General features: G+C 73.9%; 19 protein-coding genes and 1 pseudogene. 5 read left to right on the plus strand and 15 right to left on the minus strand.

Features of this window, described 5'->3' with window-relative positions:
• Positions 1 to 718 precede the first annotated feature (718 nt).
• Positions 719 to 1,612 carry a DUF1996 domain-containing protein gene (locus ACIP9D_RS28415; protein ID WP_350874769.1) on the plus strand — a complete coding sequence of 298 codons (894 nt, stop codon included), beginning with the start codon at positions 719 to 721 and terminating at the stop codon, positions 1,610 to 1,612.
• Between the two features lie 75 nt (positions 1,613 to 1,687).
• Positions 1,688 to 2,299 carry a DUF305 domain-containing protein gene (locus ACIP9D_RS28420; RefSeq protein ID WP_350874767.1) on the plus strand — a complete coding sequence of 204 codons (612 nt, stop codon included), beginning with the start codon at positions 1,688 to 1,690 and terminating at the stop codon, positions 2,297 to 2,299.
• Positions 2,300 to 2,507: 208 nt separating this feature from the next.
• Here the strand turns inward: ACIP9D_RS28420 and ACIP9D_RS28425 are convergent, their stop codons facing one another.
• Positions 2,508 to 3,389 (minus strand): sigma-70 family RNA polymerase sigma factor, encoded by an 882-nt coding sequence (locus ACIP9D_RS28425; RefSeq protein ID WP_350874765.1) that lies wholly within the window; start codon positions 3,387 to 3,389, stop codon positions 2,508 to 2,510.
• Positions 3,390 to 3,538: 149 nt separating this feature from the next.
• On the opposite strand from ACIP9D_RS28425, the gene ACIP9D_RS28430 reads away from it, so the two are divergent.
• Positions 3,539 to 4,003 carry a carboxymuconolactone decarboxylase family protein gene (locus ACIP9D_RS28430; RefSeq protein ID WP_350874763.1) on the plus strand — a complete coding sequence of 155 codons (465 nt, stop codon included), beginning with the start codon at positions 3,539 to 3,541 and terminating at the stop codon, positions 4,001 to 4,003.
• 289 nt (positions 4,004 to 4,292) lie between these two features.
• On the opposite strand, the gene ACIP9D_RS28435 is transcribed toward ACIP9D_RS28430, so the two are convergent.
• The 12 genes from ACIP9D_RS28435 to ACIP9D_RS28490 form a co-directional block, all read right to left on the minus strand.
• Positions 4,293 to 5,111: a CoA ester lyase gene (locus ACIP9D_RS28435; RefSeq protein ID WP_350874761.1), complete on the minus strand. Its 819-nt coding sequence runs from the start codon at positions 5,109 to 5,111 to the stop codon at positions 4,293 to 4,295.
• Positions 5,111 to 6,319, minus strand: a complete 1,209-nt coding sequence (locus ACIP9D_RS28440) for a CoA transferase (RefSeq protein ID WP_350874760.1) — start codon at positions 6,317 to 6,319, stop codon at positions 5,111 to 5,113. The genes ACIP9D_RS28435 and ACIP9D_RS28440 overlap by 1 nt, the downstream gene beginning before the upstream one ends.
• Entirely contained in the window at positions 6,316 to 8,484 is a 2,169-nt protein-coding gene (locus tag ACIP9D_RS28445) for an alpha/beta hydrolase-fold protein (RefSeq protein WP_350874758.1), read from the minus strand. The genes ACIP9D_RS28440 and ACIP9D_RS28445 overlap by 4 nt, the downstream gene beginning before the upstream one ends.
• A 4-nt stretch (positions 8,485 to 8,488) precedes the next feature.
• Entirely contained in the window at positions 8,489 to 10,438 is a 1,950-nt protein-coding gene (locus ACIP9D_RS28450; RefSeq protein ID WP_350874756.1) for an SUMF1/EgtB/PvdO family nonheme iron enzyme, read from the minus strand.
• On the minus strand, positions 10,435 to 11,373 hold the full coding sequence (locus ACIP9D_RS28455; RefSeq protein WP_350874754.1) for a ribokinase: 939 nt from the start codon (positions 11,371 to 11,373) through the stop codon (positions 10,435 to 10,437). Before ACIP9D_RS28455 ends, ACIP9D_RS28450 begins: the two co-directional genes overlap by 4 nt.
• A gap of 64 nt (positions 11,374 to 11,437) precedes the next feature.
• On the minus strand, positions 11,438 to 12,784 hold the full coding sequence (locus ACIP9D_RS28460; protein ID WP_350874752.1) for an ADP-ribosylglycohydrolase family protein: 1,347 nt from the start codon (positions 12,782 to 12,784) through the stop codon (positions 11,438 to 11,440).
• Positions 12,781 to 13,971 (minus strand): ADP-ribosylglycohydrolase family protein, encoded by a 1,191-nt coding sequence (locus ACIP9D_RS28465; protein WP_350874750.1) that lies wholly within the window; start codon positions 13,969 to 13,971, stop codon positions 12,781 to 12,783. Before ACIP9D_RS28465 ends, ACIP9D_RS28460 begins: the two co-directional genes overlap by 4 nt.
• A 3-nt stretch (positions 13,972 to 13,974) precedes the next feature.
• On the minus strand, positions 13,975 to 15,267 hold the full coding sequence (locus ACIP9D_RS28470) for a sugar ABC transporter substrate-binding protein (RefSeq protein WP_350874748.1): 1,293 nt from the start codon (positions 15,265 to 15,267) through the stop codon (positions 13,975 to 13,977).
• Positions 15,268 to 15,303: 36 nt separating this feature from the next.
• Positions 15,304 to 16,143, minus strand: coding sequence for a carbohydrate ABC transporter permease (locus tag ACIP9D_RS28475; protein WP_350874746.1), 840 nt, complete (start codon positions 16,141 to 16,143; stop codon positions 15,304 to 15,306).
• Between the two features lies 1 nt (position 16,144).
• A complete protein-coding gene (locus tag ACIP9D_RS28480; protein WP_350874744.1) occupies positions 16,145 to 17,080 on the minus strand; it encodes a sugar ABC transporter permease in 936 nt (311 codons plus the stop codon).
• On the minus strand, positions 17,077 to 18,156 hold the full coding sequence (locus ACIP9D_RS28485; RefSeq protein WP_350874743.1) for a LacI family DNA-binding transcriptional regulator: 1,080 nt from the start codon (positions 18,154 to 18,156) through the stop codon (positions 17,077 to 17,079). The genes ACIP9D_RS28480 and ACIP9D_RS28485 overlap by 4 nt, the downstream gene beginning before the upstream one ends.
• A 154-nt stretch (positions 18,157 to 18,310) precedes the next feature.
• Positions 18,311 to 19,195: an NAD(P)-binding domain-containing protein gene (locus tag ACIP9D_RS28490; RefSeq protein WP_350874742.1), complete on the minus strand. Its 885-nt coding sequence runs from the start codon at positions 19,193 to 19,195 to the stop codon at positions 18,311 to 18,313.
• A 52-nt stretch (positions 19,196 to 19,247) separates the two neighbouring features.
• Between ACIP9D_RS28490 and ACIP9D_RS28495 the strand changes: the two genes are divergently transcribed.
• Positions 19,248 to 19,598 (plus strand): helix-turn-helix domain-containing protein, encoded by a 351-nt coding sequence (locus tag ACIP9D_RS28495; protein WP_350874741.1) that lies wholly within the window; start codon positions 19,248 to 19,250, stop codon positions 19,596 to 19,598.
• Positions 19,599 to 19,757: 159 nt separating this feature from the next.
• On the opposite strand, the pseudogene ACIP9D_RS28500 reads toward ACIP9D_RS28495, so the two are convergent.
• Positions 19,758 to 21,475, minus strand: a pseudogene (locus tag ACIP9D_RS28500) (carboxylesterase/lipase family protein).
• 44 nt (positions 21,476 to 21,519) lie between these two features.
• Between ACIP9D_RS28500 and ACIP9D_RS28505 the strand changes: the two are divergent.
• Positions 21,520 to 22,473, plus strand: a complete 954-nt coding sequence (locus tag ACIP9D_RS28505; RefSeq protein WP_350874740.1) for a TetR/AcrR family transcriptional regulator C-terminal domain-containing protein — start codon at positions 21,520 to 21,522, stop codon at positions 22,471 to 22,473.
• A 98-nt stretch (positions 22,474 to 22,571) separates the two neighbouring features.
• On the opposite strand, the gene ACIP9D_RS28510 is transcribed toward ACIP9D_RS28505, so the two are convergent.
• Positions 22,572 to 23,255 (minus strand): hypothetical protein, encoded by a 684-nt coding sequence (locus ACIP9D_RS28510; RefSeq protein WP_350874739.1) that lies wholly within the window; start codon positions 23,253 to 23,255, stop codon positions 22,572 to 22,574.
• Between the last annotated feature and the right edge of the window lie 98 nt (positions 23,256 to 23,353).

Below are 23,353 nucleotides of genomic sequence, written 5' to 3' on the forward strand. Positions count from 1 at the left end.
GCGACGGTTCACTCCCGCGCTGATCACCAGTCACGGTCATCTGTGTACTCCTTCAGCTCACGCTGATCTCGTTACACAGACCATCTGACACGCCCTCCCGGCGGGCGGGGGTCGATCCCCGGGGCCGGCACGGCGGCGAGGCCGCGCGGCACGTCATGTTCAACGACCCGGGCGCCGCCATGATTCCGCCACCGGGGTGGCCCCGCCCACGGGACAACCACCCCGAACCGGACACCGCACCCAACCGGGCAGCCCACGAACCGGACAGCCGGCTCAATCGGGACCGACCCGGCGACCGGGCGAGCCGGCGGGCATCAGGGTGATCGACTCCAGATCGCCGAAACGGGGGTATCCGACGCGCGGCGATACCCCCAGGTCGGCGAACTAGAGTTGATCACTCACCCCGCCCGCCGCACCCGCGCGCCGCACGACGAGGCTGATCCACCCGGGCTCCGTGAGGTCGGAGGTGTCCCCGGTGCCTGGATACCGCGAGACGGAGCCCGGGTCGATCACGGGGCGCGCCCGGCGGCGGCGGGGGCGTCGTCATTCGCACCAACCGGGCATGTATTGACAACTGTCGACATCGGGGTGAGTCTGGACGTGAGAGCGCTCTCTCACACGGGCACAGCCCCCACCACCAGTCTGGCCAGGGATCTCCGACGTCTTCGGCGGCGGCGCCGGAGGTGTTCCTGACCCGTACCCCGACAGGAGTCACGAGATGGACAGGGCCGCACCCCTATCCGGCACCCGCCGCCGGCTGCGCCTCGCCACGGCGATCGGCGCCCTGCTGGCACTCCTCGCCACGTACGTCGCGTCCACCACCACCCGGGCCGACGCCGACCCGGGCCCGAACGTCATCCGCGTCGCGGAGTTCCCCGCCGACTGCACGTACAGCCACCGACTGCCGGACGACCCGATCATCTACCCCGGGCTGCCCGGTGCCTCGCACATGCACAGCTTCTTCGGCGCCACGGTGACCAACGCCCACACCACGCTCCCCGACCTGGTGCGCTCGCCGACCACCTGCAACCCGCGAGTGGACGTCTCGTCGTACTGGGTGCCGACGCTCTACAACAACAATGTGCCGGTCGAGCCCACCATCGTCACGTTCTACTACCTGGGCGAGGGCGTACGCGCCGACGTCGTCGCGAACACTCAGCCGATCCCGCAGGGGCTGCGGATCGTCGCCGGCAACGCCCGGGCCACCGGGCCGAGCGAGAGCATCGCCCGCTGGTCCTGCCTGCACGCCGGTCAGGTACCGCCGTCGAAGGACTTCGTCACCTGCCCGGCCGGCACGATGATGGAGTCGTACCTGGACTTCCCGCAGTGCTGGAACGGCCGTGACCTGGACTCGCCGGATCACAAGAGCCACATGGCGTACCCGGTGAACCAGGCCTGCCCGGCGACGCACCCGGTGCACGTGCCGAAGCTGCGGCAGGTGCTGCGCTACCCGGTCAACGGCAACCCGGCGGCGTTCCGGCTGGCCTCCGGGGCGGGCTACACGATGCACGGCGACTTCTTCAACGCCTGGCCGACGGCGGAGATGGCCCGCCGGGTCAACGACTGCATCCGCCCGGTCATCAAGTGCGGCCACGACGGCCGACCGATCTGATCCGACGGACCGTCCCCCCGGGAGCGGGCCCGATGGCACGGGGCCCGCTCCCACCGGGACGGAGAGGAGGCCAGGGTGCGCGTCGTGATCACCGCACCGTTCGTCCTAATCGCCGCGACGCTGCTCGTCGCGGGCTGCGCGAACGACGCCGGATCGCCCTCGCTGTCCGCCAGCACCGCGCCGATCCCCGGCGCCGCGCCGAGCGCCAGCGCCGCGCCGGTCGGCACGGCCCCTGGTGGTACGACCATCGGAGCCTTCAGTGCCACCGACGTCGCCTGGCTCCAGCTGACCGTGGCGATGAGCGAGCGGCTTCTGCCCGTACTGGACCTGGTGCCGGACCGGACCACCGACCCGGCCTGGCGACGGCTGGCCGCCCGCGTCGGCGACGCCTGCGAGGCCAACCTGGCCCGCTCCCGTCGGCTGCTGGCCGAGTCCGGCGCACCAGAGACCAACCCGCACGAGGGCCACGACATGCCGGGCATGGTCACCGCCGAGGAGTTGGCCACGCTACGCGCCACGACCGGCCCGCGGTTCCACCGGCTGGTCGCGGCGCACCTGCGCGCGCACCTGACCCAGGCCGTCCGTATCGCCCGCGCCGAGCAGCAGGCCGGTGCCAACCCGGCGACCAGGGCGCTCGCCGCCACCGTGGTCGGCGACGGCACCGCCGAACTCGCCCGGCTCGACTGAGGCGTGTTCCATAAGCGGGTCAGAGCCATTCGGAGATGATCGCGATGGTGAAACGGCTTGGAAGCGGACGGCGAGCTTCGAGGGCGTGCACGGCCCCCGGAACCTGGTGCTGCTCCCGCCACCCTGGGCCGGACGCCGACGGCCGCCGCTCCGCCGGCGGCAAGTCCCTGTGGGACGCCACCGGGGCGGCGGGCCCGCCGCCACCCGGTCACCGTGAAGCTGGTTCGCCCGTGACGAGGTCGAGTGCCGCGATGTGCTCCGGGTCGGCCACCGCCTCGATGCCGATGATCCGGTCGCTGACGATGAAGGTGAGCACGATCCGGACCCGCCCACCGATCACCACGACCGCGCCCGGCGCGGCGTCCACGTACGCGGGCACGGCGCCCTGCGCCCGTCCGTTGAAGAAACCGGCGACGGCGGCCGAACCGCGGGTCTCAGTATGCGATCCCAGGCCGACGGCCACCGGGTCGGCCCGCAGCACGACGTGCGGGTCCAGCAGTGTGACCAGGTCGTCGAACCGGCCCTCACGGGAGGCGGCGAGGAACGCCTCGACGACCTGCCGCTGACGCGCCGGATCCGTCTCCCGGACGGTCCCGCCGAGCTGTATCCGACGGCGGGCCCGGCTGGCGATCTGTCGCACGGCCGCAGGGCTGCGGTCGACGACCGACGCGATCTCGTCGAAGGAGACCGCGAACATGTCGTGCAGCACGAACACGAAGCGCTCGGTGGGCGCCAGGGTGTCCAGGACGACCAGAAGCGCCCGGCCGACCGACTCGGTGATCACGGCCTCGCGCTCGGGGTCGACGGGCTCGCCATCAGCCGGGCCGGGCTCACCCTCACTCGCGTCCCACGGCTGCTCGGGCCGCGTCGTCCTTGCGCGCAGCCGGTCCAGACAGACCCGGCCGACCGTGGTCGTCAGCCAGCCGGCAAGGTTGTCGATCCCGTCGACGTCGGCCCGGCTGAGCCGGAGCCAGGTGTCCTGCACGGCGTCCTCGGCCTCGGCGCCGGAGCCCAGCACCCGGTGGGCGACCGCGCGCAGGCGCGGCCGGTGCTCCTCGAAGCGCTTGGCCAGCAGGTCCGCGTTGCGCATGGTCTCCCCACCCCGTTTGCCGTGCGAGTGCCGATGTGACCGCGGCCACGTCTGTCACGCCGTTCGGCCGGCTGCCGACATACCGGTGAACCCACCGGGACGTCGCGCCGCGACGGCCCGGCAAGCCTAGAGGACAGGACGGACGACACATGACCATCGAACCGCGTATCGCCAACCCCGCCGGGCTGCTGCCGGATGCCGTGAAGGCCGTCAACCTGCTGTACAAGGCGGCGCACTCGGCCGGCGTGCCCGAGAGCACCCTGGAGTTGGTGCACCTGCGGGCCAGCCAGATCAACGGGTGCAGCGCCTGTGTCGACTCGGGGGCCCGGGCGATGCGGAAGGCCGGCGAGACCGACGACCGGCTGTTCGCAGTGGCGGTCTGGCGGGAGACGCCGTACTTCACGGACGCCGAGCGGGCCGCACTCGCGCTCGCGGAGGCCGCCACCCGGCTCGCTGACAAGGCCGACGCCGTGCCGGACGACATCTGGGCGGAGACGGCCCGGCACTTCGGGGAGAAGGAACTGGCGGCGATCGTGCTCTGGATCGCCACCACCAACTTCTTCAACCGACTCAACGCCACCACCCGTCAGCCGGCCCCCCAGAACTGGGGCTGACCCGCCGCGGCTGACCGGGACGGGCGGCGGCTTTCGGCCGCCACCCGCCCGGTCCGCCGGCGGACCGGGCGGCGCCCAGGGTCCCCACCGCGGTCGCGTGACCGCCGTTTCGTGCCGGCTCAGCCCTGGGCGGCGAGGGCGCGCGGGGCCGCCGTGACGAGCGGCGGTGATGCTGGCCGACATCCCGCCCACCGCTCATGAGGTGGGTGCGCTCAACGGTCAGGTCAGGCCGGCAGACACGGTAGTCATCGTGGGTGCAGATCGAACGCCGACCCGTCGGGGACGCTCGTCACGCCAAGCGGGCGGCCAGGTCCACGACGCGCTGCGCGGCGGCGACCATCGCCCGGTCGGCGAACCGTCCGTCCGGCAGCACCACCGTGCCCGAATCCCGCCGCTGAGCGTCGGCGACCGCGGCGAGCAGCTCCACCGCCCGGGCCACCTCCCGCTCGGCCGGCCGAAACGCCTCGACGATCACCGGGAGCTGGCGCGGGTGGATCGCCGTGCGGCCGAGGAAGCCGAGCCGCCGGCCCACCGCACAGGAGGCGGCCAGGCCGTCGACGTCGGCGACGTCGGCGTACACCGACATCGCCGGCGGGGCCAGGCCGGCCGCGCGGGCCGCCACCACGACCCGGCCGCGCGCCCAGGCCAGCCCGTCGTCGTCGCTCACTCCGAGATCGGAGCGCAGGTCGGCCTCGCCGAGCCCGAGCGAGGCCACCGCCGGGTGGGCGGACGCGATCGCGTACGCGGCCTCCAGCCCGAGCGCCGACTCGACCAGCGGGTGCAGTGGCGCGTCGACCCGATCGGCGAGCGCCGTCACCGTCGCGGCCGACTCCACCTTCGGCAGCCGCAGCCCGGCCAGCCCGGGCCGACCGGCCACCGCGGTGAGGTCGGCACCGACGTCCGGCCCGGTCAGCTCGTTGACCCGGACCTGCACCGGCACCGGGTGCGCCTCGGCGAGGAACTCGGCGACCGCGTCCCGGGCGTACGCCTTGCGCCCGGCGACCACCGCGTCCTCGAGGTCCAGGATGACCGCGTCGGCGCCCGAGGCGACCGCCTTGGCGAACCGGTCCGGCCGGTCGCCGGGCACGTAGAGCCAGCTGATCAGCATCAGAGCACGCCCCGCTCGCGCAGCGAGTCCAGCTCCTCGGCGCTCAGCCCGAGCGCGCCGAAGACCGCGTCGGTGTCCTGGCCGTGCCGGCGCCCGGCGTGCCGGATCTCGCCCGGCGTTTCGGCGAGGCGGAACGGCACGTTCTGCATCCGCACCTCGCCGAGCTCCTCGTCCGGCACGCTGCGCACGGTGCCCAGCGCCGCGTACTGCGGGTCGGCGAGGATGTCCCGCACGTCGTAGACCGGCGCGACCGCCGCCTGCGCCGCCTCGAAGGCGGCCACCACCTCGTCGCGGTCCCGCTGCGCCACCCAGGCGCTCACCGCCGCGTCCAGCTCGTCGGCGTGCGCGGCCCGGCCGCTGCCGGTGGCGAACCACGGCTCGGCGACCAGCTCGGGGCGGCCGACCAGCGTCAGCACCCGCTCGGCGATGCTCTGCGCGCTGGTGGAGACCGCCACCCAGCGCCCGTCCGCGCAGCGGTAGGTGTTGCGCGGTGCGTTGTTGTTGGACCGGTTGCCCAGCCGGGGCTGGATGTAGCCGAGCTGGTCGTACCAGGTGATCTGCGGGCCGAGCATCGCCATGATCGGCTCGATGATGGCCAGGTCGACCACCTGCCCGGCGCCGGTGGCGTCCCGGGCCCGCAGGGCCAGCATCACCGCGTACGCGGCGGCCAGCGCGGTCACCGAGTCGGCCAGTCCGAACGGGGGCAGGGTGGGTGGGCCGTCGGGTTCCCCGGTGGCTGCGGCGAAGCCGCTCATCGCCTCGGCGAGGGTGCCGAAGCCGGGCCGGCGGGCGTACGGCCCGACCTGCCCGAACCCGCTGATCCGGGTGATGACCAGCCGCGGGTTGACCGCGTGCAGCTCGGTCGGGCCGAGCCCCCACCGCTCCAGCGTGCCCGGGCGGAAGTTCTCCACCAGCACGTCGGCGTCGGCGAGCAGCCGGCGCAACAGGGCGGCGCCGTCGGGGTCGGAGAGGTTGAGGGTGACCGTCCGCTTGTTGCGGCCGAGCACCTTCCACCAGAGCCCGACGCCGTCCTTGGCCGGGCCGTGCCCGCGCGACGGGTCCGGCTTGACCGGATGCTCCACCTTGATCACGTCGGCGCCGAAGTCGCCGAGGAACGCCGCCGCGAGCGGCCCGGCGAAGAGGGTGGCCAGGTCGACCACCTTCACCCCGTCCAGGGGGCCCGGGGCGTTCGGATTCGCGCTGGTCACGGCGTTCCCTTCGTCGGGTCGAATGCGGCGAGGAAGACGTCGCCGTTGCCGAGGGCGCCGCCGCCCACCGGCGCTCCGGCGGTGAGCCCGCTGACCAGCAGCCGGCCGTCGGCGCCGAGGGTCGCGTAGACGTTCTCCTCGCCGAACGGGTCGGCCGCGTCGTCCCGGGCGGTGCCGTACTGGGCGACGCCGAGCTGGCGTCCCCGGGCGTCGAGCCGCACGGTCAGCACGTCCGCGCCGCCGACCGGCAGCCCGAGCGTGCTGCCGGTGAACCCGACCACGGCGACCGCGCCGTCGGGCAGTGCCACCACCTCCGCGCCGGCATCGGCCCCGCGGCCGCCGGTCACGGTCCGCCAGCGTTGCCGACCGGCCGGGGTGTACCCGACGGTCAGCACGTCGCTGCCGCCGGCGGTGGCCTCGCCGCCGGTGGAGCCGGTGGCCACGAGCGTGCCGGTGGAGTTGATCGCGAGGCCGCCGAGCAGGTCGTCGCCGGGGCCGCCCACCGAGGTCACCCAGCTGCGGGTGCCGGCCGGGTCGTAGCGGGCCAGCCAGCCGTCGGCGGCGCCGAGCGCGGTCGTGCCCGGCAGGCCGGCCGTGGTTCCGCCGGCCACGTACACGCCCTGCGCGTCGGCGGTCACCGCGTACGCCTTGTCCTCGCCGGACCCGCCGAACTGCCGGCTCCAGACGACTCGCCCGTCCGGGCCGATCCGGGCCAGCACGGCGTCCTTGTCACCGGCGCCGGTCTCGCCGGCGAACGAGCCACTGGTGTAGCCGGCGACGTACGCGCCGCCGTCCGGCGCCGGCGCGACGGCGTAGAACCGGTCCGCCTTCGTCGGGTCACCGGCCTGGGTCAGCCAGGCCCGCTGCCCGGACCCGGTCAGCCGGGTCACGAAGGCGTCGTCGGCCGGGCTGCCGGGGTGCGTTCCGTCCAGGTCGCCGCGGGTGTAGCCGGCGGCGATGACCCCGCCGTCGGCGAGCGGCACCAGCCCGTAGAGACGGTCGTTCGCGGCGGTGCCGAACTGGGTCGTCCACCGCGCGGTCGTGCCGTCGGTGGCGAGCCGGCTCACCACCGCGTCCAGCCCGCCGGCGTACGGCTGGCCGTCGACCGGCCCGGACGCGGCGTAGCCGATGGTGCTCGTGCCGCCCGGGTGGGCGGCGACGCCGCCGGCCCAGTCCGTGCCCGTGCTGCCGTGCACCGGCCCGGGCAGCCCGGCCGGCGGGGTGACGCTCAGCGTGCCGGCGAGGTGCTTCAGGCCGTCCACGAAGGCGGGTCGCCACACGTCCCAGTCGTGCCCCCCGTCGAGCACCCGCAGCTCGGCGGCGACCCCGTCGGCGCGGCGCACCGTGTTGTAGAGGGTGGCCGCTTCGTAGTCGAGGTCGTGCGCGGCGTCGGCCGGGTCGGGGTTGGCCCACTCGTCGTCGCCGACCGCGACGTACATCCGGACCGGGGTCTCCGGATCCAGGCCGGGCAGCAGGGCGGGGTAGTTCAGCCGCTGGTAGACCTCGTCGGAGAAGCGCTGCGCGCCGGAGCCGAAGGCGCCGTACTCGCGCGCCGACGAGTCGGCCGGCGGCAGCGGCCGGTAGACCGCCGGGCTGAGCACTAGCGCGTTGGCGAAGAGGTCGGAGTGCGCGAGGGCGTAGCGCAGCGCGCCGGCGCCGCCCATCGAGTAGCCGCCGACCAGGCGGGCGCCCCGGTGCGCGGCGGTGCGGTAGGTGGCGTCGACATGCGTCACCAGGTCGCGGGTGAGCGCGGTCTCCACGGGCCGGCCCGGGTCGTCCGCGCCGGTGTAGGCGGAGTCGACGTACCAGTTGCCCCGGCTGCTCCACGGCGCGTCGGGCAGCACCGCGATCACCGGGGGCACCTCGCCGTCGGCGATCATCCGGTCCAGGTCGGCCTTCACCCGGGTCCACGCCTGCATGGTGTCGCCCCGCCCGTGCAGCAGGTACAGCACCGGGTAGCGGGTGGCGGTCGCCTTGGCGTACCCGTACGGCAGATAGACGGTGTAGTCGATGGTCCCGTCCAGCGCCGGGGACGGCGCGGAGGCGGTGGTCAGCGTGCCCGCGCGGAGGCGCTCCGCGCTCGCCCCGCCCGGCACCGCACCGGCCAGTCCCAGCGCGAGGAGTACGGCGGCCACGCCGCCGCCGATCCGCCAACGTCTGCCCATCAGGTCACTCCTCGGTGGTCGGCAGGTCGGCTGCGCAACGGAAGCCGACCTGGTCGGAGCGGGTGAGGCCGGCCCCGGTGAGCAGCAGCTTCACCGAGACCTCCGGCGGCTGCGGGCCGCCGTCGAGGTACCAGTCGGAGCCCTCGGCGCGGTACGCGGCCCCGCCCTTGAGGATGGCGAAGCGGGTGCGCCCGTCGGAGTGCTCGCTCTCGGTCAGGTTCCACACCAGCGGCTCCCGGCGGTCCAGCAGCCCTGCCTCGGCGGCCACCTGCCACTCGTCCTCGGTGGGCAGCCGCAGCCCGGCCCACGCCGCGTACGCCCGGGCGTCGGCCAGCTCGACCCCGGTCACCGGCGCGTCGGCCGGCCCTCGCCCCGCGGTGAACCGTTCCGGGCGCACCGGCCGGTAGCCGGTGGCGCGCAGGAATCCCGCGTACTCGGCGTGGGTGATCTCGTGGGTGGCGATGGCGAACCGGCCGAGCGAAACGCTGCGGCGCAGGGTGCCGGTGTGGTGCAGCCGGGGTGGCAGCGGCTTCCACTCGTCGACGTAGGGCGTCTCGCCGTAGAGCCCGGTCTCGCGCACCCGGTGCCGGACGACGAGGTCCCGCCGGCCGGCATCGACGGCCACCATTCCCGCTGGCAGCTGCGGCCGGGGCGCCCACGGGGTGCGGACGCGCACCGCGGCGCGGGCCGGGAACGACGGATCGCCGGTGGGCGGCTCGTGCTGGTCCACGGCGGCGTCGGTGACGGCCACGGCGGCGATCGCGCCGGCCGGCAGCGCGCCGCCCACCGTCACCCGGCCGTCGGCGGCCTCGGTGACGGTCAGCTCGACGCCGGTGACCAGGTCGACGAAGCGCCGGCCCGGCCGGGCCTCGGTGACCAGCCACGGTCCGTCGTGGTCCGCGCCCCGGTTCGCCACGGTCCAGAGTGGCTCGCCGTCGTGGGTCCAGCGGGACGCGTACACCTGCCCGGAGCCGGGGTGGTCGGCGAGCGGAACCCAGTCCTCGGCGCGCAACCACGCCGCGTGGCTGGTCTGCACCCGACGCATCGCCCGCAGCACCGCCCGGTCCCGCTCGTTCCAGCCGACCCAGACGCCGAAGACGCTCTCCCAGACCAGCACCCCGACCCCGTTGAGCCAGGCGGAGTGCAGCTCGTCGAGGTGGTCGCGGTGCCAGCGGCGGGTGTGGTGCAGCACGTGCCGCCGCTCGAACCACTTGGCCCGCAGCACACCGGGCACCTCGGAGTCGGCGAACCACTGCGCCCAGGACATCGCGTGGTCGGCGATCCGGGCCAGCGGCACCCGGCTCTCGCCTTCGAGGACCAGGCCGGGCCGGGCCGCGTCCAGCGCGGCGCGCAGCTCTCCGGCGCCCTCCTTGAGGGTGTCCAGGAAGACCCCGTCGACGCCGAGCTTGCCGGCCAGCGCGGCGACCTCCTCGGCGTCGCTGCCCGGCTCCCGACGGGTGCCGGTGTCCCACGGGTTGTAGTCGACGAACACCCGCACACCACGCTCCTGGAACGCCCGCACGACCTCGGGCAGCTCCGGCACGTCCCGGTACCAGTCGAACTGGTTGCGGTCGTCCAGGCCGATCACCGGGTAGGCGTGCCAGAGCACCACCCCGTCGAAGCCGCCGAAGTCCCGCCCGGCGGCGTCGAGGAACTCGTCCACGGTGAAGACGCCGCGCTCGTGGTCGTAGAGCGTCTCGTCCCAGAGCCAGGCCAGGCAGACGCTGAAGCAGTCGCCGGTGATCTCGTCGTAGTGCTCGCCGGTGTAGCCGATCCGGGCCCGGGCGTCGGCCCGCCAGTGGGCGAGCTGCTCCCGCCAGGCGGGCCAGTCGGCCGGGTCGTCCGGCGCGGCGAAGATCTTCGCCTCGTCCAAGGTGGTCAGGTCGGCGTGCGCGCCCAGCGGAACCTCGGTCGGCCGGTCGATCGGGCGCGGGACATAGGGGTTGAAGCTCACGGGGTACCTCGGTAGGTCGCGTCGTGGAGGGCGTCGATGGCGGCCCGCTCGGGCAGGGCGGTGGACGCGCCGGGCCGCTGGGCGCAGGCCGCGCCGGCGGCGCAGGCCCAGCGCAGGCTCGCCGTGACGGTGTCTTCGGTGACGGCGCCGCCGCGCTCGGCCCAGCCGACGGCGAGCGCGCCGGTGAACGCGTCACCCGCGGCGGTGGTGTCCACCGCGTCGATCCGCGGCGCGGGGACCGTCAGCCGCAGGCCGCGCCGGTCGCCGTACGCGGCGCCGCGCGCCCCCAGGGTGAGCACCACCCGGGGCACCAGCTCGAGCAGGGCGTCGAGCAGCACCGGCGGGTCGGTGGAGAAGACCCCGGCCACGACCGCGGCCTCGTGCTCGTTGACCACCAGCACGTCGACCAGCGCCAGCAGCTCCGCCGGCAGTACCGCGGCCGGTGCCGCGTTCAGCACTACGGTGGTGCCCTCGGCCCGGGCCCAGTCGGCCGCGCGCACCACGGTGGACAGCGGCACCTCCAGCTGGAGCAGCAGCACGTCGGCGGCGGCGATCGCCGACCGGTCGGCGGCGTCCAGTTCGGTGAGCGCGGCGTTGGCGCCGGGCGCGACCACGATGAAGTTCTCCGCGTCCCGGTCGACGGCGATCAGCGCGACGCCGGAGGCGCCGGGAACGGTGCGCAGACCCCGCACGTCGACCCCCGCCCCGACCAGGCTCGCCCGCAGCTGCGTACCGAACGCGTCGTCGCCGACCGCGCCCACGAAGTCGCAGCCGGCGCCGGCCCGGGCGGCGGCAACCGCCTGGTTGGCGCCCTTGCCGCCGGGCACGGTCCGGAAGTTCTCGCCGAGCACCGTCTCACCGGGGCGGGGCAGCTGCGGCGTCGTCACCACCAGGTCCAGGTTGGTGCTGCCCACCACCACCACGTGCGCGCTCATCCCCTGCTCCCTTCGGTCCGCCTCGCGGCCGCCGGCATGCACCCGCCGGACGGCCGCAACCCGATCACTCCCCCGCTCCGGCCAGGGCGCGGGTCCGCTCGGCCAACTCGTCGAAGCCGATGCCGTCGAAGCCGCCGATGCTGCTGGCCAGCCGGTTGCGCAGCGGGGCGACCCAGCGCGCCGGCAGCCCGGACGCCCCGGCGAGGGCCCCGGTGACCGCGCCGACCGTCGCGCCGGTCGAGTCGGTGTCCCAGCCGCCGCTGACCACCGCGGTGATCGACCGTTCCAGGTCACCGCGGCCGTACGCGAGCGCGGCGGCCACCAACGCGGCGTTGTTGCGCACGTGCACCCAGTGCAGGTGTCCGTGCCGGGCGTACAGCTCGTCGACAACCGGTTCCCAGTCGTCGGCCCCGGCGCCGAGGGCGCGCGCCTCGCGGACCGTGGCGGCGAAGCGGCTGCGCGGCGGCAGCACCGCCTCGGCGGCGTCCAGCACCTGATCGACGCTCGCGGCGACCGGCGCCGCGGCGGCGAGGGCCGCGGCCCAGAGCGCGCCGTGCACCCCGCCGCGGACGTGGCTGACGGTGGCGTCCCGCCAGGCCAGCTCGGCGGCCCGGTCGGGCCGGCCGGGATTGACCCAGCCGTACACGTCGGTGCGGATCTGCGCGCCGATCCACTCCCGGAACGGGTTGTGCCGACGCGCGGTCTCCGGCGGGGCCAGCCCGAGCAGCAGGTTCCGGTAGGCCACCCGCTCGGCCGTGAAGACCCGCCCGCCGGGCAGCCAGTCCAGCCAGGCCTGCGCCACGTCCGCGCTGGTGAAGTCCCGACCGTGCGTCTCCAGCACGCGCAGCGCCAGCAGCGCGTAGTTCAGGTCGTCGTCCTCGGGCATGCCGTCGATGTTCTCGGCGAGGCTGGTCGGTGCGCTGCGCCGGTTCCACGGCCAGCGGGCGGCCACCTCGGGCGGCAGCCCCTTCGCGGTGAACCAGTCGCGCAGCGGCCACCGGCCGGTCGCGGTGAGGATCTCCCGGATCCCCTCCCGGGGGATCTTCTCCACCGGCTTGCCGAGCAGGCAGCCGACCGCCCGACCGAGCCATGCGCCGTGCAGCCGGTCGTACGACACGTCGGTCGGCAGCGACCAGCCCGCCGGCCAGCCGGCCCGGATCGCGGCCAGGTCGTCCGGCTCGTCGTCGGCGGCGACGGTGGGCAGCGCGTCGGCGGCGTCCAGCAGCTGCGCGGCGAGCGCCCGCAGCGCCGGTGACGCCGGGGTCGGCGACGCCCCGCTGACCGGCGGGGTGGGATCCCCGCCGGCTGCCGTCCACCGCTGGGCGAGCGCGGTCACGTCCCGCCCCTCGTCCCGGCTGGCCGCCAGCTCGTGCGGCAGCAGGTCCTCCGGCTGCACCCAGGTGATCCTCACCGGGTCGGCTCCGCGTCCCGACGGTCCGCGCCGCTCGGCGCCCGGGTCGCGCCACCGGCCAGCCCGGCGAAGCGCTCGGCCCGCCGGGCGAACCGGACCTGGTCCCGGTCGAAGACCTCGCCGGCCACCGCCGCGAGGACGTGGGCCGGCTCGACCAGATCGGTCCGGGAGGCGGTGGCGACGGTCTCGGCCCACTCCGCCGGCACCGCCGCCGAACCGCCGAGCGCCCCGGCGATGGCGCCGGCCATGGTGGCGGTGGAGTCCGCGTCGCGGCCGTAGTTCACCGCACCGAGCACCGCCGGACGGAACTCGCCGCCGGCCACCACGAGCATGCCGATCGCCACCGGCAGCTCCTCGATGGCGTGCAGTCGGCTGGGCCGCCGCGCGCCGAGGCCGGGGCTGCGGTACTCCTCCCCCACCGTGTCGTAGGGGGCGACCGCGGCCCGCAGCGCCGGGATCGCCGGCTTCCAGTCGTGGTGCCCCCGGGCCTCCTTGACCACCGCGTCGATGGCCGCCCGGGTGCCGTCGCGGGCCAGGTCCAGCGCCGCGGCGACGACATCCTCGACGCCCGCGCCGGGGGTCGCCGCCGCGGCGACCGCGGCCGCGAAGACCGCGGCGGCCTCCCGCCCGTAGCTGTGCTGGTGCGCCCCGGCGACCTCCACCGCCTCGGCGTACGCCCCGGCCGGATCGCCCGCGTTGACGATGCCGACCGGGGCCATGTACATGGCCGCCCCGCAGTTGACGATGTTGCCGACCCCGGCCTCGCGCGGGTCCGCGTGGGCGTGGTGCAGGCGGGTGACCAGCCACCGCTCGGCGGCCGCGAGCCGGTGGAAGGTCACCCCGTCCCGCTCCAGGTCGGGGATGTGCACCACCCGCTCGATCAGGTCGGGGACCAGCAGCTCCACCACGTCGTACGCGTCGAGGTGGTCTCGCTTGGCCGCGTAGGCGCGGACCAGGGCATGGGTCATCAACGTGTCGTCGGTGATGTGCCCGTCGCCCTTGTGGTACGGCGCGAGCGGCCGCGCGGTGGCCCAGTCCGCGTGGTACGGGGGCACGATGCCCTCGACCCAGCCGCCGAACCGGGCGCGGATCTGCTCGGGCAGCGCCGTCTCGGTGGCGCCACCGAGGGCGTCTCCGACCGCGGCGCCGACCAGGCAACCGACCGACTTATCGAGCAAGAGTGACATGTTCTACCTCAGAACCTGCTTGCCACCGTCGACCAGCTGCGTGCCGAGCTGGTCGAGGGTGATCTTGTTGGCGAAGTACTGCTGGAGAGCCGGGGTGGCGTACTTGGTCTTCCACTCCGGGTAGCCGTCGGCCTGCTGGAACGGGGCGACGGTCAGGTCCGCGGCGCTGTCCGCGGCGACGTCCCAGCCCTGCTTGCCGTTGGTGAGCTTGACCAGTTCCTCGTTGGCCTGTTTGCCGGTCGGTACCAGCCAGTCACCCTTGGCCAGTGCGGCCATGTTCGTCGGGTTCAGGAAGTACTCGAGGAACTGCGCGGCCTGCTTCTTGTGCTTGGAGTCCTCGGAGACCGACAGCGTCTGCGGGTTCGCCGCCTGCTTGGCGGAGAGCCCCTTGACCGGCGGCAGGGTGACCCACTGGAAGTCGGCCGGCGCCTGCTCGACCATCTGCTGGCGCAGCGACACCGAGCCGGGCAGCATCGCGTACTTGCCGCCGAAGAAGCCGGGCAGGGTGTCCGCGCCGCTCATGCCGAGGGCCTCCGGGGAGGCCGACTTGGCGGTGTAGATCATGTCGTGGATCCGCTTCGGGATTTCCTTCTCCGCGTCACCGATCTTGACCTCGGTGCGACCGCCGTCGGTGTAGAAGAACTTCCCGTCGTAGTTGAGCGCCAGGTTCAGCACCCGGTTGGTCGGCGACTTCAGCGCCCACGCCACGCCGTACTGGCCGGGCTTGGTGAGCTTCTGCGCGTTGGCCTGGAACTCGTCCCAGGTCCAGCCGCCGTCGGCCGGCGGCACCGCGACGCCCGCGGCGTCGAGCAGCTTCTTGTTGGCGATGACGACCTGCGACTCCAGCAGGAACGGCACGCCGGTGACCTTGTCGTCGGTGGTGACGGTGTCCCAGACGCCCTGGTCGATCTGGCCCTTCAGGTCGTCGGAGAGCAGCCCGGAGAGGTCGGCCAGGTAGCCCTGCTTGCTGAACTCGCCGATCGCGGACGCCTCGTAGTGCACGATGTCCGGCGCGTCGCCGCCCTCGAACGAGGTGAGCAGCTGGTCGTGCACCGAGTTCCAGTCGCCCTGGACGTACTCGACCTGGATGTCCGGGTGCTCGGCGTTCCACTTGGCGACCAGGTCCTTGTTGACCTGCAACGACTCCTTCTGCCAGGCGAGGCTGAGGAAGCGCAGCTTCACCGGGCCGGACGCGGCCTCGTCGTCGCCGCTGTCACCGCACGCGGCGAGCGCGCCGAGGCCGACGACCGCGACCGCGGTGGCCGCGGCGAGTCGACGGAATCGGGTAGGGAGCATGGGGGGTTACCTCCTTGGTGGTGGATGGGGGACGGTTCAGCCCTTGACCGCGCCGGCGAGCGACCCGGACGAGAGCCGGCGTTGCATGAACGCGAAGAAGATCAGGCTGGGCAGCGTGGCCAGCAGCGAGCCGGCCGCGAGGGGCCCGAGACGGGCGGTGCCCTCGATGCCGACGAACCGGGCCAGCGCGACCGGCAGGGTGGCCAGCTCGGGGGTCTTGATCAGCACCAGGGCGAAGAAGAACTCGTTCCAGGCCGAGATGAAGGAGAACAACGCGGTCGCGACCAGGCCCGGGGCGAGCAGCGGGAAGACCACCCGGCGCAGGACCTGCACCCGGGTCGCCCCGTCCACCGAGGCGGCCTCCTCCAGCTCGCGGGGGATGTTGCGGACGAAACCCTGCAGCATCCAGAGCGCGAACGGCAGCGCCCAGACCACGTAGATCAGCACCAGTCCGGCATGCGTGTTGGCCAGGCCGGCCTGGCGCAGCACCAGGAAGATCGGGATGATCAGCAGTACGAACGGGAAGAGCTGGGAGAGCAGCACCCAGCCCAGCGCGGCGGTGCCGAGCTTCGAGCGGAACCGGGCCAGCGCGTACGACGCCGGCATGGCGACCAGCACGGTCAGCACCGCCGAGGCGAGCGAGACCTGCAGGCTGTTCAGCGCGGCCCGCCCCAGCTCCTGCTCGGTGAAGGCCTGGACGAAGTTCTGCACGGTCGGGTTGGTGGGGATCAGCGTCGGGTGCAGCTGCACCAGCTCGCGCGGCGGCTTGAACGCCGTGGAGACCAGCCAGATCAGCGGAAACCCGAGGAAGATCAGGTAGCCGGCGAGCGCCACGTACTGCAAGGCCCGCCCGGTGCGGCTCGGCTTACCAAACATCTCAGTTGGCCTCCCTCAACCGGCGGCGGAGATAGACGGCGAGCAGCGCGACGATGATCACGACCATCACGTTGCCGAGCGCGGCGGCGTAGCCGTAGTTGCCGTAGCGGAACGCCTCCTCGTACGCGAAGAGCATCGGCAGCATGGTCTTGCCGCCCGGTCCGCCGGCGGTCAGCACATAGACCAGGCCGAACGAGTTGAAGTTCCAGATGAAGTCCAGCGACGTGATCGCCACGATCACCGGGGCCAGCGCGGGCAGCGTGACGTGCCGGAACCGGTGCCAGGTGCTCGCGCCGTCCACCGCGGCCGCCTCGTGCAGCTCCTGGCCGACCCCCTGCAGGCCGGCGAGCAGCACCACGGTGGTCTGCGGCATGCCGGCCCAGACCCCGACGATGATCACGGCGGGCAGCGCGGTGCTGAAGTCGCCGAGCCAGTTGGCGCGCAGGCCGTCGGCGCCGATCCGGTGGAAGAACTCGTTGAGCAGGCCGGCGTCCGGGTGGTAGACGAGCTTCCAGAGGATGCCGACCACGACCGGCGGCATCGCCCAGGGCACCACGGCCAGCACCCGCGCCACGCCCCGGAACCGCAGCTGCTGGTTGAGCAGCAGGGCCAACCCGAGGGCGAGCAGGAACTGCAGCACGGTCACCCCGAACGCCCAGAGCAGCCCGATCTTGAACGAGTTCCAGAACAGGTCGTCACCGAGGAGTTCCCGGTAGTTCGCCAGGCCGGTGAAGCTGACCTCGGCGTTGCGCCCGGCCCGGGCGTCGGTGAAGCCGAGGTAGATGCCGCGCAGCAACGGGAAGACCGACAGCAGCAGGATCGGCAGCAGCGACGGCAGGAGCAGCAGGTAGATGGCGGTCCGGTCGGAACGCGACCGGTTCGGGCGGCGGGTCTTGCCGGCCGGCTCGACGTCCGGCCGTTCGGCCAGCGTGGTCATGAGATCACCCCTTCGCTGGACGGTCGGGAGGGCGGTCGCGGGGCCGGCAGCGTCGGGCTGCTGGACGCGCGGACGGCGAGGCTCGGCAGCACCTGCTCGCGCCGCGGCGGCAGGGCCGGCTCGGCGATGCGTTGCAGGAGCAGTTCGGCGGCTCGGCGACCTCGCTCGGCCGAACCGAGCGAGACGCTGGAGAGCTGGGGAAACATCATCTGGGCCAGCTCGGTGTCGTCCATGCCGACCAGGGCGACGTCCTCCGGCACCCGGCGACCGGCAGCCAGCAGGGCGTGCAGCGCGCCGACCGCGATCAGGTCGTTGGCACAGACCAGGGCGTCCGGGGCGGTCCGGGCGAGCAGCCGCTCGGCGGCGGCGCGGCCGGCCGCGTACTGGAAGTCGCCGACCTCGATCAGGTCCTCGTCGAGCGTGATGCCGTGCCGGGCCAGGGCGGCCCGGAAGCCGGCGTCGCGGGCGGCGCCGGGGACGGTGTCGAGCGGGCCGTTGACGAAGCCGATCCGCCGCCGTCCCGTGGCGACGAGGTGGTCCACGGCCAGCGCCACGCCCTGCCGGGAGTCGGTGCGCACGTTGTCCACCGCGGCGTCCGCGCCGAGCTGGCCGACCACCACCACCGGCACCGGGCTGGCCACCAGCGCGGCCAGGTGGTCGTCGGTGACCCGGATCGGCGAGACGATCATGCCGTCCACGTAACGGTTGGCCAGGCGGCGCAGCAGGGCGGTCTCGTTGTCGATCCGCCCGCCGGTGGCGTGCACCAGCAGCTGCCGTCCGGAGGAGGCGACCACCGCTTCGATGGCGCGCATCATCTGCACGTAGACCGGGTTGCCGATGTCCTCCACGGCGAGCGCGACGAGGCCGGTGCGCTGCGACTGCAGTGACCGGGCGATCGCGTTCGGCACGTAGCCCACCTCGGCCGCCGCGGCGCGTACCTTGCGGACGGTCTCCGGGCTGCCGCCGACGCCGTTGAGCACCCGCGAGGCGGACGCGATGGAGACACCGGCCCGGGCGGCGACGGTGTGCACCGTCGGTCGGCCGTCCGCCGTCTCCTGTAAACGTTTACGACCCACGCCCTGGCACCTCCACCCGATAGCTGTAAACGTTTCCGGGAGTCTGCGCCGTGGATGGCGGAGAGGTCAAGGGCTCGTTACGAAAACGTTTCCAAGCGGGATGAGGGCCGGCGATCCGACCCACGCGGTGGGTCGGATCGCCCTCGACGGCCGGTCAGCGGCGACCGAGGACCTCGGTGATCCGAATGAACCCGTCGCCGCCGTGTCCCAGCCCGATGGTGCGGCGGGCCAGACCCTCGGCCGCCCGCATCACGCTCGCGTCGATTCCGTGCGCCTCGGACGCCTGCACGATGTGGGCCATCGACGAGACCGCGGAGGTGATCGGATTGTCCTCGCCGGAGAAGCTGCCGCTCTCCACGTCCTCGGCCAGCTCCTCGAAGAGCGGCGGGATGATCGCGCCGATGCCCTTGGCGAAAGGTGCCAGCTCCCGGGCGGTGACGCCCTCCGCCCGCGCCACCGCCAGGGCGTGCGCGTAGCCCGCCATCGTCGTCCAGAAGATGTCGAGCAGGGCGATGTCGTAGGCCGCCGCCCGGCCGATCTCCTCGCCGAGGTGGGTGTGGACGCCGCCCAACGCGTCCAGCACCGGCCGGTGCCGCCGGTAGAGCTCGGCCGGGCCACTGTGGATGAACACGGCGGCTGGCGTACCGATCGTGGTGGTCGGCGTCATGATCGCGCCGTCCAGGTAACCGATGCCGTGTCCGGCTGCCCAGTCGGCGGTGTCCCGGGCCCGGTCCGGCGTGTCGGCGGTCAAGTTCACCAGCACGCGACCCTTCAGCGCACCGGTGACCGCCTCCGGTCGCAGGATGGCGTCGCTGGCGTCGTAGTTCACCACGCAGACGACAGTCAGCCCGCTCGCCGCGACCGCCTGCTCGGCCGATCGGGCGAGGACCGCGCCACGCGCCACCAACTCCGCGCCCCGGCCGGGCGTCCGGTTCCAGACCGTGGTCGGCAGACCGGCGGCCAGGAACGCACCCGCCAGGGACCGGCCCATCGGCCCCAGCCCGAGAACGGTGACAGACTTCTCGATGTCCGAGGACATGCCTCAACTCCTCATCGGTAAGCATCAACAAATAGGGATGAACAGGACGAAGATGACGCGCAGTCGTGCCCAGGACCCGAACGTCTGCGGAGTGACCGCCGCGATCGCCGTGATCGACGGCAAGTGGAAGACCGCTCTGCTCTGGCTGTTGGAATCCGGTCCGTGCCGCCCCGGCGAGCTGCGCCGGAAGCTGCCCGGCCTCACCGAGAAGGTGCTGACTCAGGCCCTGCGCGAGATGGAGTCGGACGGTCTGGTGCACCGCGAGGTGCACGACGTGCTGCCCCTGAAGACCGAGTACTCCCTGACCCCGTTCGGCCGCGACCTCTCCGAGGCGCTGACACCCGTCGCCGACTGGGGCCACCGCCGCCTGGCCAAGCTCACCGGGGAGCCCACGTCCTCCTGAAACACCGACGACCCCCCGCCCTGCTCGGTACCGGCGGTCCCCCGACCGCTCACGACCAGCTTCACCCCGCCCGCCGTGGCCGCCAAGTACCCACAAAAAGGTGGCCAGGCCGCCCGGGCCGCCCGGACCGGGCGGCGGCCAGGGCGACCGGCCTAGCCCTCAACCAGTGAGCGAGCGCCAGAACGCCACCCGGTGGTCGCGGGCGAACTCCGTCCGGCCGATGCCGGCGTGCCCGGGAGCGAGCCGCTGCACGTATTCCGACCGGACGTCGATCCGCGGCCAGGACGGCAGCCCGGACCGGTTGGGGTCACCCCGGTGCGCGAACGCGGTCCAGTAGCCGACCATCGCGTCGGACAGGCGCTCCTGCCCGGCCGAGAACGGTCGCACGTAGTCGACGGTGAACAGGTAGGGCAGCTCCGCCGTGTGGTACGCCCCGGTCGGGAAGGTCACCGGCGCTGCCTCGGCGAAGAACGGAGCGTCGCGGTCGGCGAACTCGTACAGGTAGGTCGGCACGTACCGACTGAACGCCAGCGCGGTGTCCAGGACCGGTTGTGCGTACTGGAAGCCGGTCATGGCCGCGGAGAGCGCCTCCGACGGCGTATTGAAGTCGGCCAGCGGATAGCGGGCGAGGACCTGCGGCGCCCGCACGCCGAACGCCGCCCTGATCTGTTCCCGGTACTGCCGCGCGGTGAGCCCGCACGGCCTCTCCTGGTCGGGTGCGCAGAGCATGTCGGTGCGCTCCATGCCCCACACCTGCGCGCGGTACTCGTCACGGGTCACGCCGACGAGTACCGGCACCCGATGGAAACGGCCCGTGGCGACCGCCTCGGCCGGGTCGACCGGAAGCACCGGCCCAGCGGCGACCGGGCCGGCCTCCCACGCGGACTGCCCCGGGTATCCGGCAGCGGCCACCAGTTCCTGCGCCGAGCGGCGACGCAGGCAGGCGGCGACGCCCGCGCCGTCATCCTCGCAGCCGACCGCCGTGACCAGCGCCCGCGTGCCAGCCAGCGCGTCTTCGCGGCTCGGCAACGGCGTGACGCACGAGTTGCCTGCAGCATCGCGCGGTGGAACAGCCCGACCGAGCCGGGTGCCGCGAGGTGGGCGCAGACGCTGGTGGCACCGGCCGACTGCCCGGCGAGCGTGACGTTGCCCGGGTCGCCACCGAACGCCGCCGCGTTGGCCTGTACCCACCGCAGCGCGGCCTGCTGGTCCTCCAGCCCGAAGTTGCCGGACCCGCCCACGTCGGGCTGGCTCAGGAACCCGAGCGCGCCGAGGCGGTAGTTCATCGTCACCACGACGACGTCGCCGTCGACCGCCATCCTGCGCCCACCCCAGGTGTCGCCCTGCCCGAGGAAGAAGTGCCCACCGTGGAGCCACACCAGCACCGGAAGCGACCTGCTGTCGTCGCGTACGGCGGGTGTGGTGACGTTCAGGTACAGGCAGTCTTCGGCCGCGCTCTGCCGGTCCATCGGCAGGCCGGCCGGCTGGGCGCACCCCGGTGCTGGCTTGGTGGCGTCGCGTACCCCGGTCCAGGCCGCCGCCGGTCGCGGTGACCGCCACCGCAGCTCACCGACCGGCGCGGCCGCGTACGGGATGCCCAGGAACGAGCGGTGGTCCGCGGCGACCACGCCACGCGTCTCCCCGTGCGTGGTGCGGACCACCGCCGGCGCACGCGCCGGCTCCGTCGGGCCGGCCACTGCGGTGCCGACGGGGAGCAACGCCGCGCCCACCACGGCCGCGGCGATCCAGGATCGCATTCTCGACACGTCCATCCGGTGCCTCCAGTCTCCCTGTGTACGCGGTACGCGTACCGACCTGAGCATCCGGGCGCCTGTTACAGTCCTCAACCTGGGCACTAGTGCACCCCGTCGAGCCATCCTGGACGGTGCCCTGGCGCACTAGTGCGGTGGAGGTGGATGCGGTGGGGATCGACGAGGCCGGGCCGGCGTCCGCCCGCATCGCCGCGCAGCTGCGCGGGCGGATCGCCGCCGGCGACCTCAAGCCCGGTGACCGCCTGCCCTCCACGCGACAACTCGTGAGCGAGTGGGGGGTGGCGATGGCCACGGCGAGCAAGGCCCTCGCCGCGCTCCGGCTGGAGGGCCTCACCGAGGCCGTGCCCGGCGTCGGCACCGTCGTCGCGGCCGGGCGCGGTCGCCGCACCGGCACCCCGCGCCCCGTGGGTCAACACGGTCGCCGCGACGCGGACGAATTCCGGGATCGAATCGTGCGCGCCGCCACCGCGATCGGTGACGCCGAAGGGTTGGCCGCCACCACGATGCGCCGCATCGCCACCGATCTCGACGTGGCCACCATGGCGCTCTACCGTCACGTGCGGGGCAAGGACCACCTCGTCATGCTGATGGCCGACGCGGCCTTCGCCGAGCATCCACTGCCCGACCGGCCGACCGGCGACTGGCGGGCCAAGCTGGAGTTGCTGTGCCGCACCCAGTGGGCGATGTACCAGCGTCACCCGTGGCTCGCCCACGTGGTGTCCTTCACCAGGCCACTGCTGACACCCCACGCCATCGCGCACACCGAGTGGACAATGCGCGCGGCCGCCGACCAGGGACTCGCGCCCACCACCCTCATCCACGTCGCCGCCACCGTCGCCAATTTCGTCCGCGGCACCGCCGTCAACCTGGAGCGAGAGGCCGAGGCGGTGCGGGACACCGGCATCACGGACGACGAGTGGCTGCACGCCCAGGGCCAGACGCTCGCCGCGACCCTGCGCAGCGGGGCGTTCCCGATCCTGGCCGGCATATCGGCTCGCACCGACGTGGACCTCACCCTCGACACGCTGTTCGAGTTCGGCCTGCAGCGCATGCTCGACGGCATCGAGCCGCTCTGCCGAACGCGCTCAGGGGTCGAACGCTGACGGGTGCGGGCACCCGCGCCAGCCAGGGATGAGCGCCGCCGGTGGTGAGTTCCGGCCGCGTCGGACGACCAGCCACCGGGGCGATGCGCCCCGTGGCGTCAGGAGCGACGTTCGCGCTCCTGGGCGAGCCGCTCGTCCAGCCGGCCCAGCTCGTAGATCGCGTTGAGGTTGGTCGGCAGCCGGGTCACGTTGTCGGCGCTCAGCTCGGGATCGCCCGGCGGCACGGGGCCACCGGCCACGACCGGGGACGCGGCGGCCGGCGCCGGCTGACGCCGGCGGACGAGCAGGATCAGCGGCACCGCGATCGCGCCGACCGCGATCACCAGCACCGCCAACCGCATCAGGTCGTCGTCGCCGGCTGCGGGCGCGGCGAGCTGGTCCGGGCCGACCGGAGCGCCGTCGCGAGCGCCGGGTTGGGGCGCCAGCGGAACGCCGACCAGTGAGTCTTCGGCGTCGCCCTGCGAGCCGACCCGGGCCGGCATGCGGGACGTCGGGTCGGACGACCCGCTGGGCAGTGGCACGGCGCCCGGCGAGCCGGGCGGCCCCGACGGGCCGGGCGGACCGGAGGGACCGGGCGGGCCCGACGGGCCGGGCGGCCCGGTTGGCGCCGCGCTCGGGGTCGCGCTCGGCGTGCCGTCACCCCCGCCGAGCAGGCCGTCGACGAGCTGCCCCAGGCCGCCGAGCAGGCCACCGACCGGGCCGGTGGACGCCGGCGGCGACGTGGACGGGGAGGGCGCGGGAGCCAACGCGAGGGTCAGGGCGAGCGCGGCGACGGCAGACATGGGCCACCTCAGAAGGGGTCGATATGTGAGGCACCGTACCGCACGGTGGGTGGCTGCGGGATGACCCCCGGCGCGGCGACGCGTCGGCGGGCGACGGC

Source organism: Micromonospora sp. NPDC093243 (assembly GCF_044753725.1).
In the GTDB taxonomy this organism is placed as follows: domain Bacteria; phylum Actinomycetota; class Actinomycetes; order Mycobacteriales; family Micromonosporaceae; genus Micromonospora.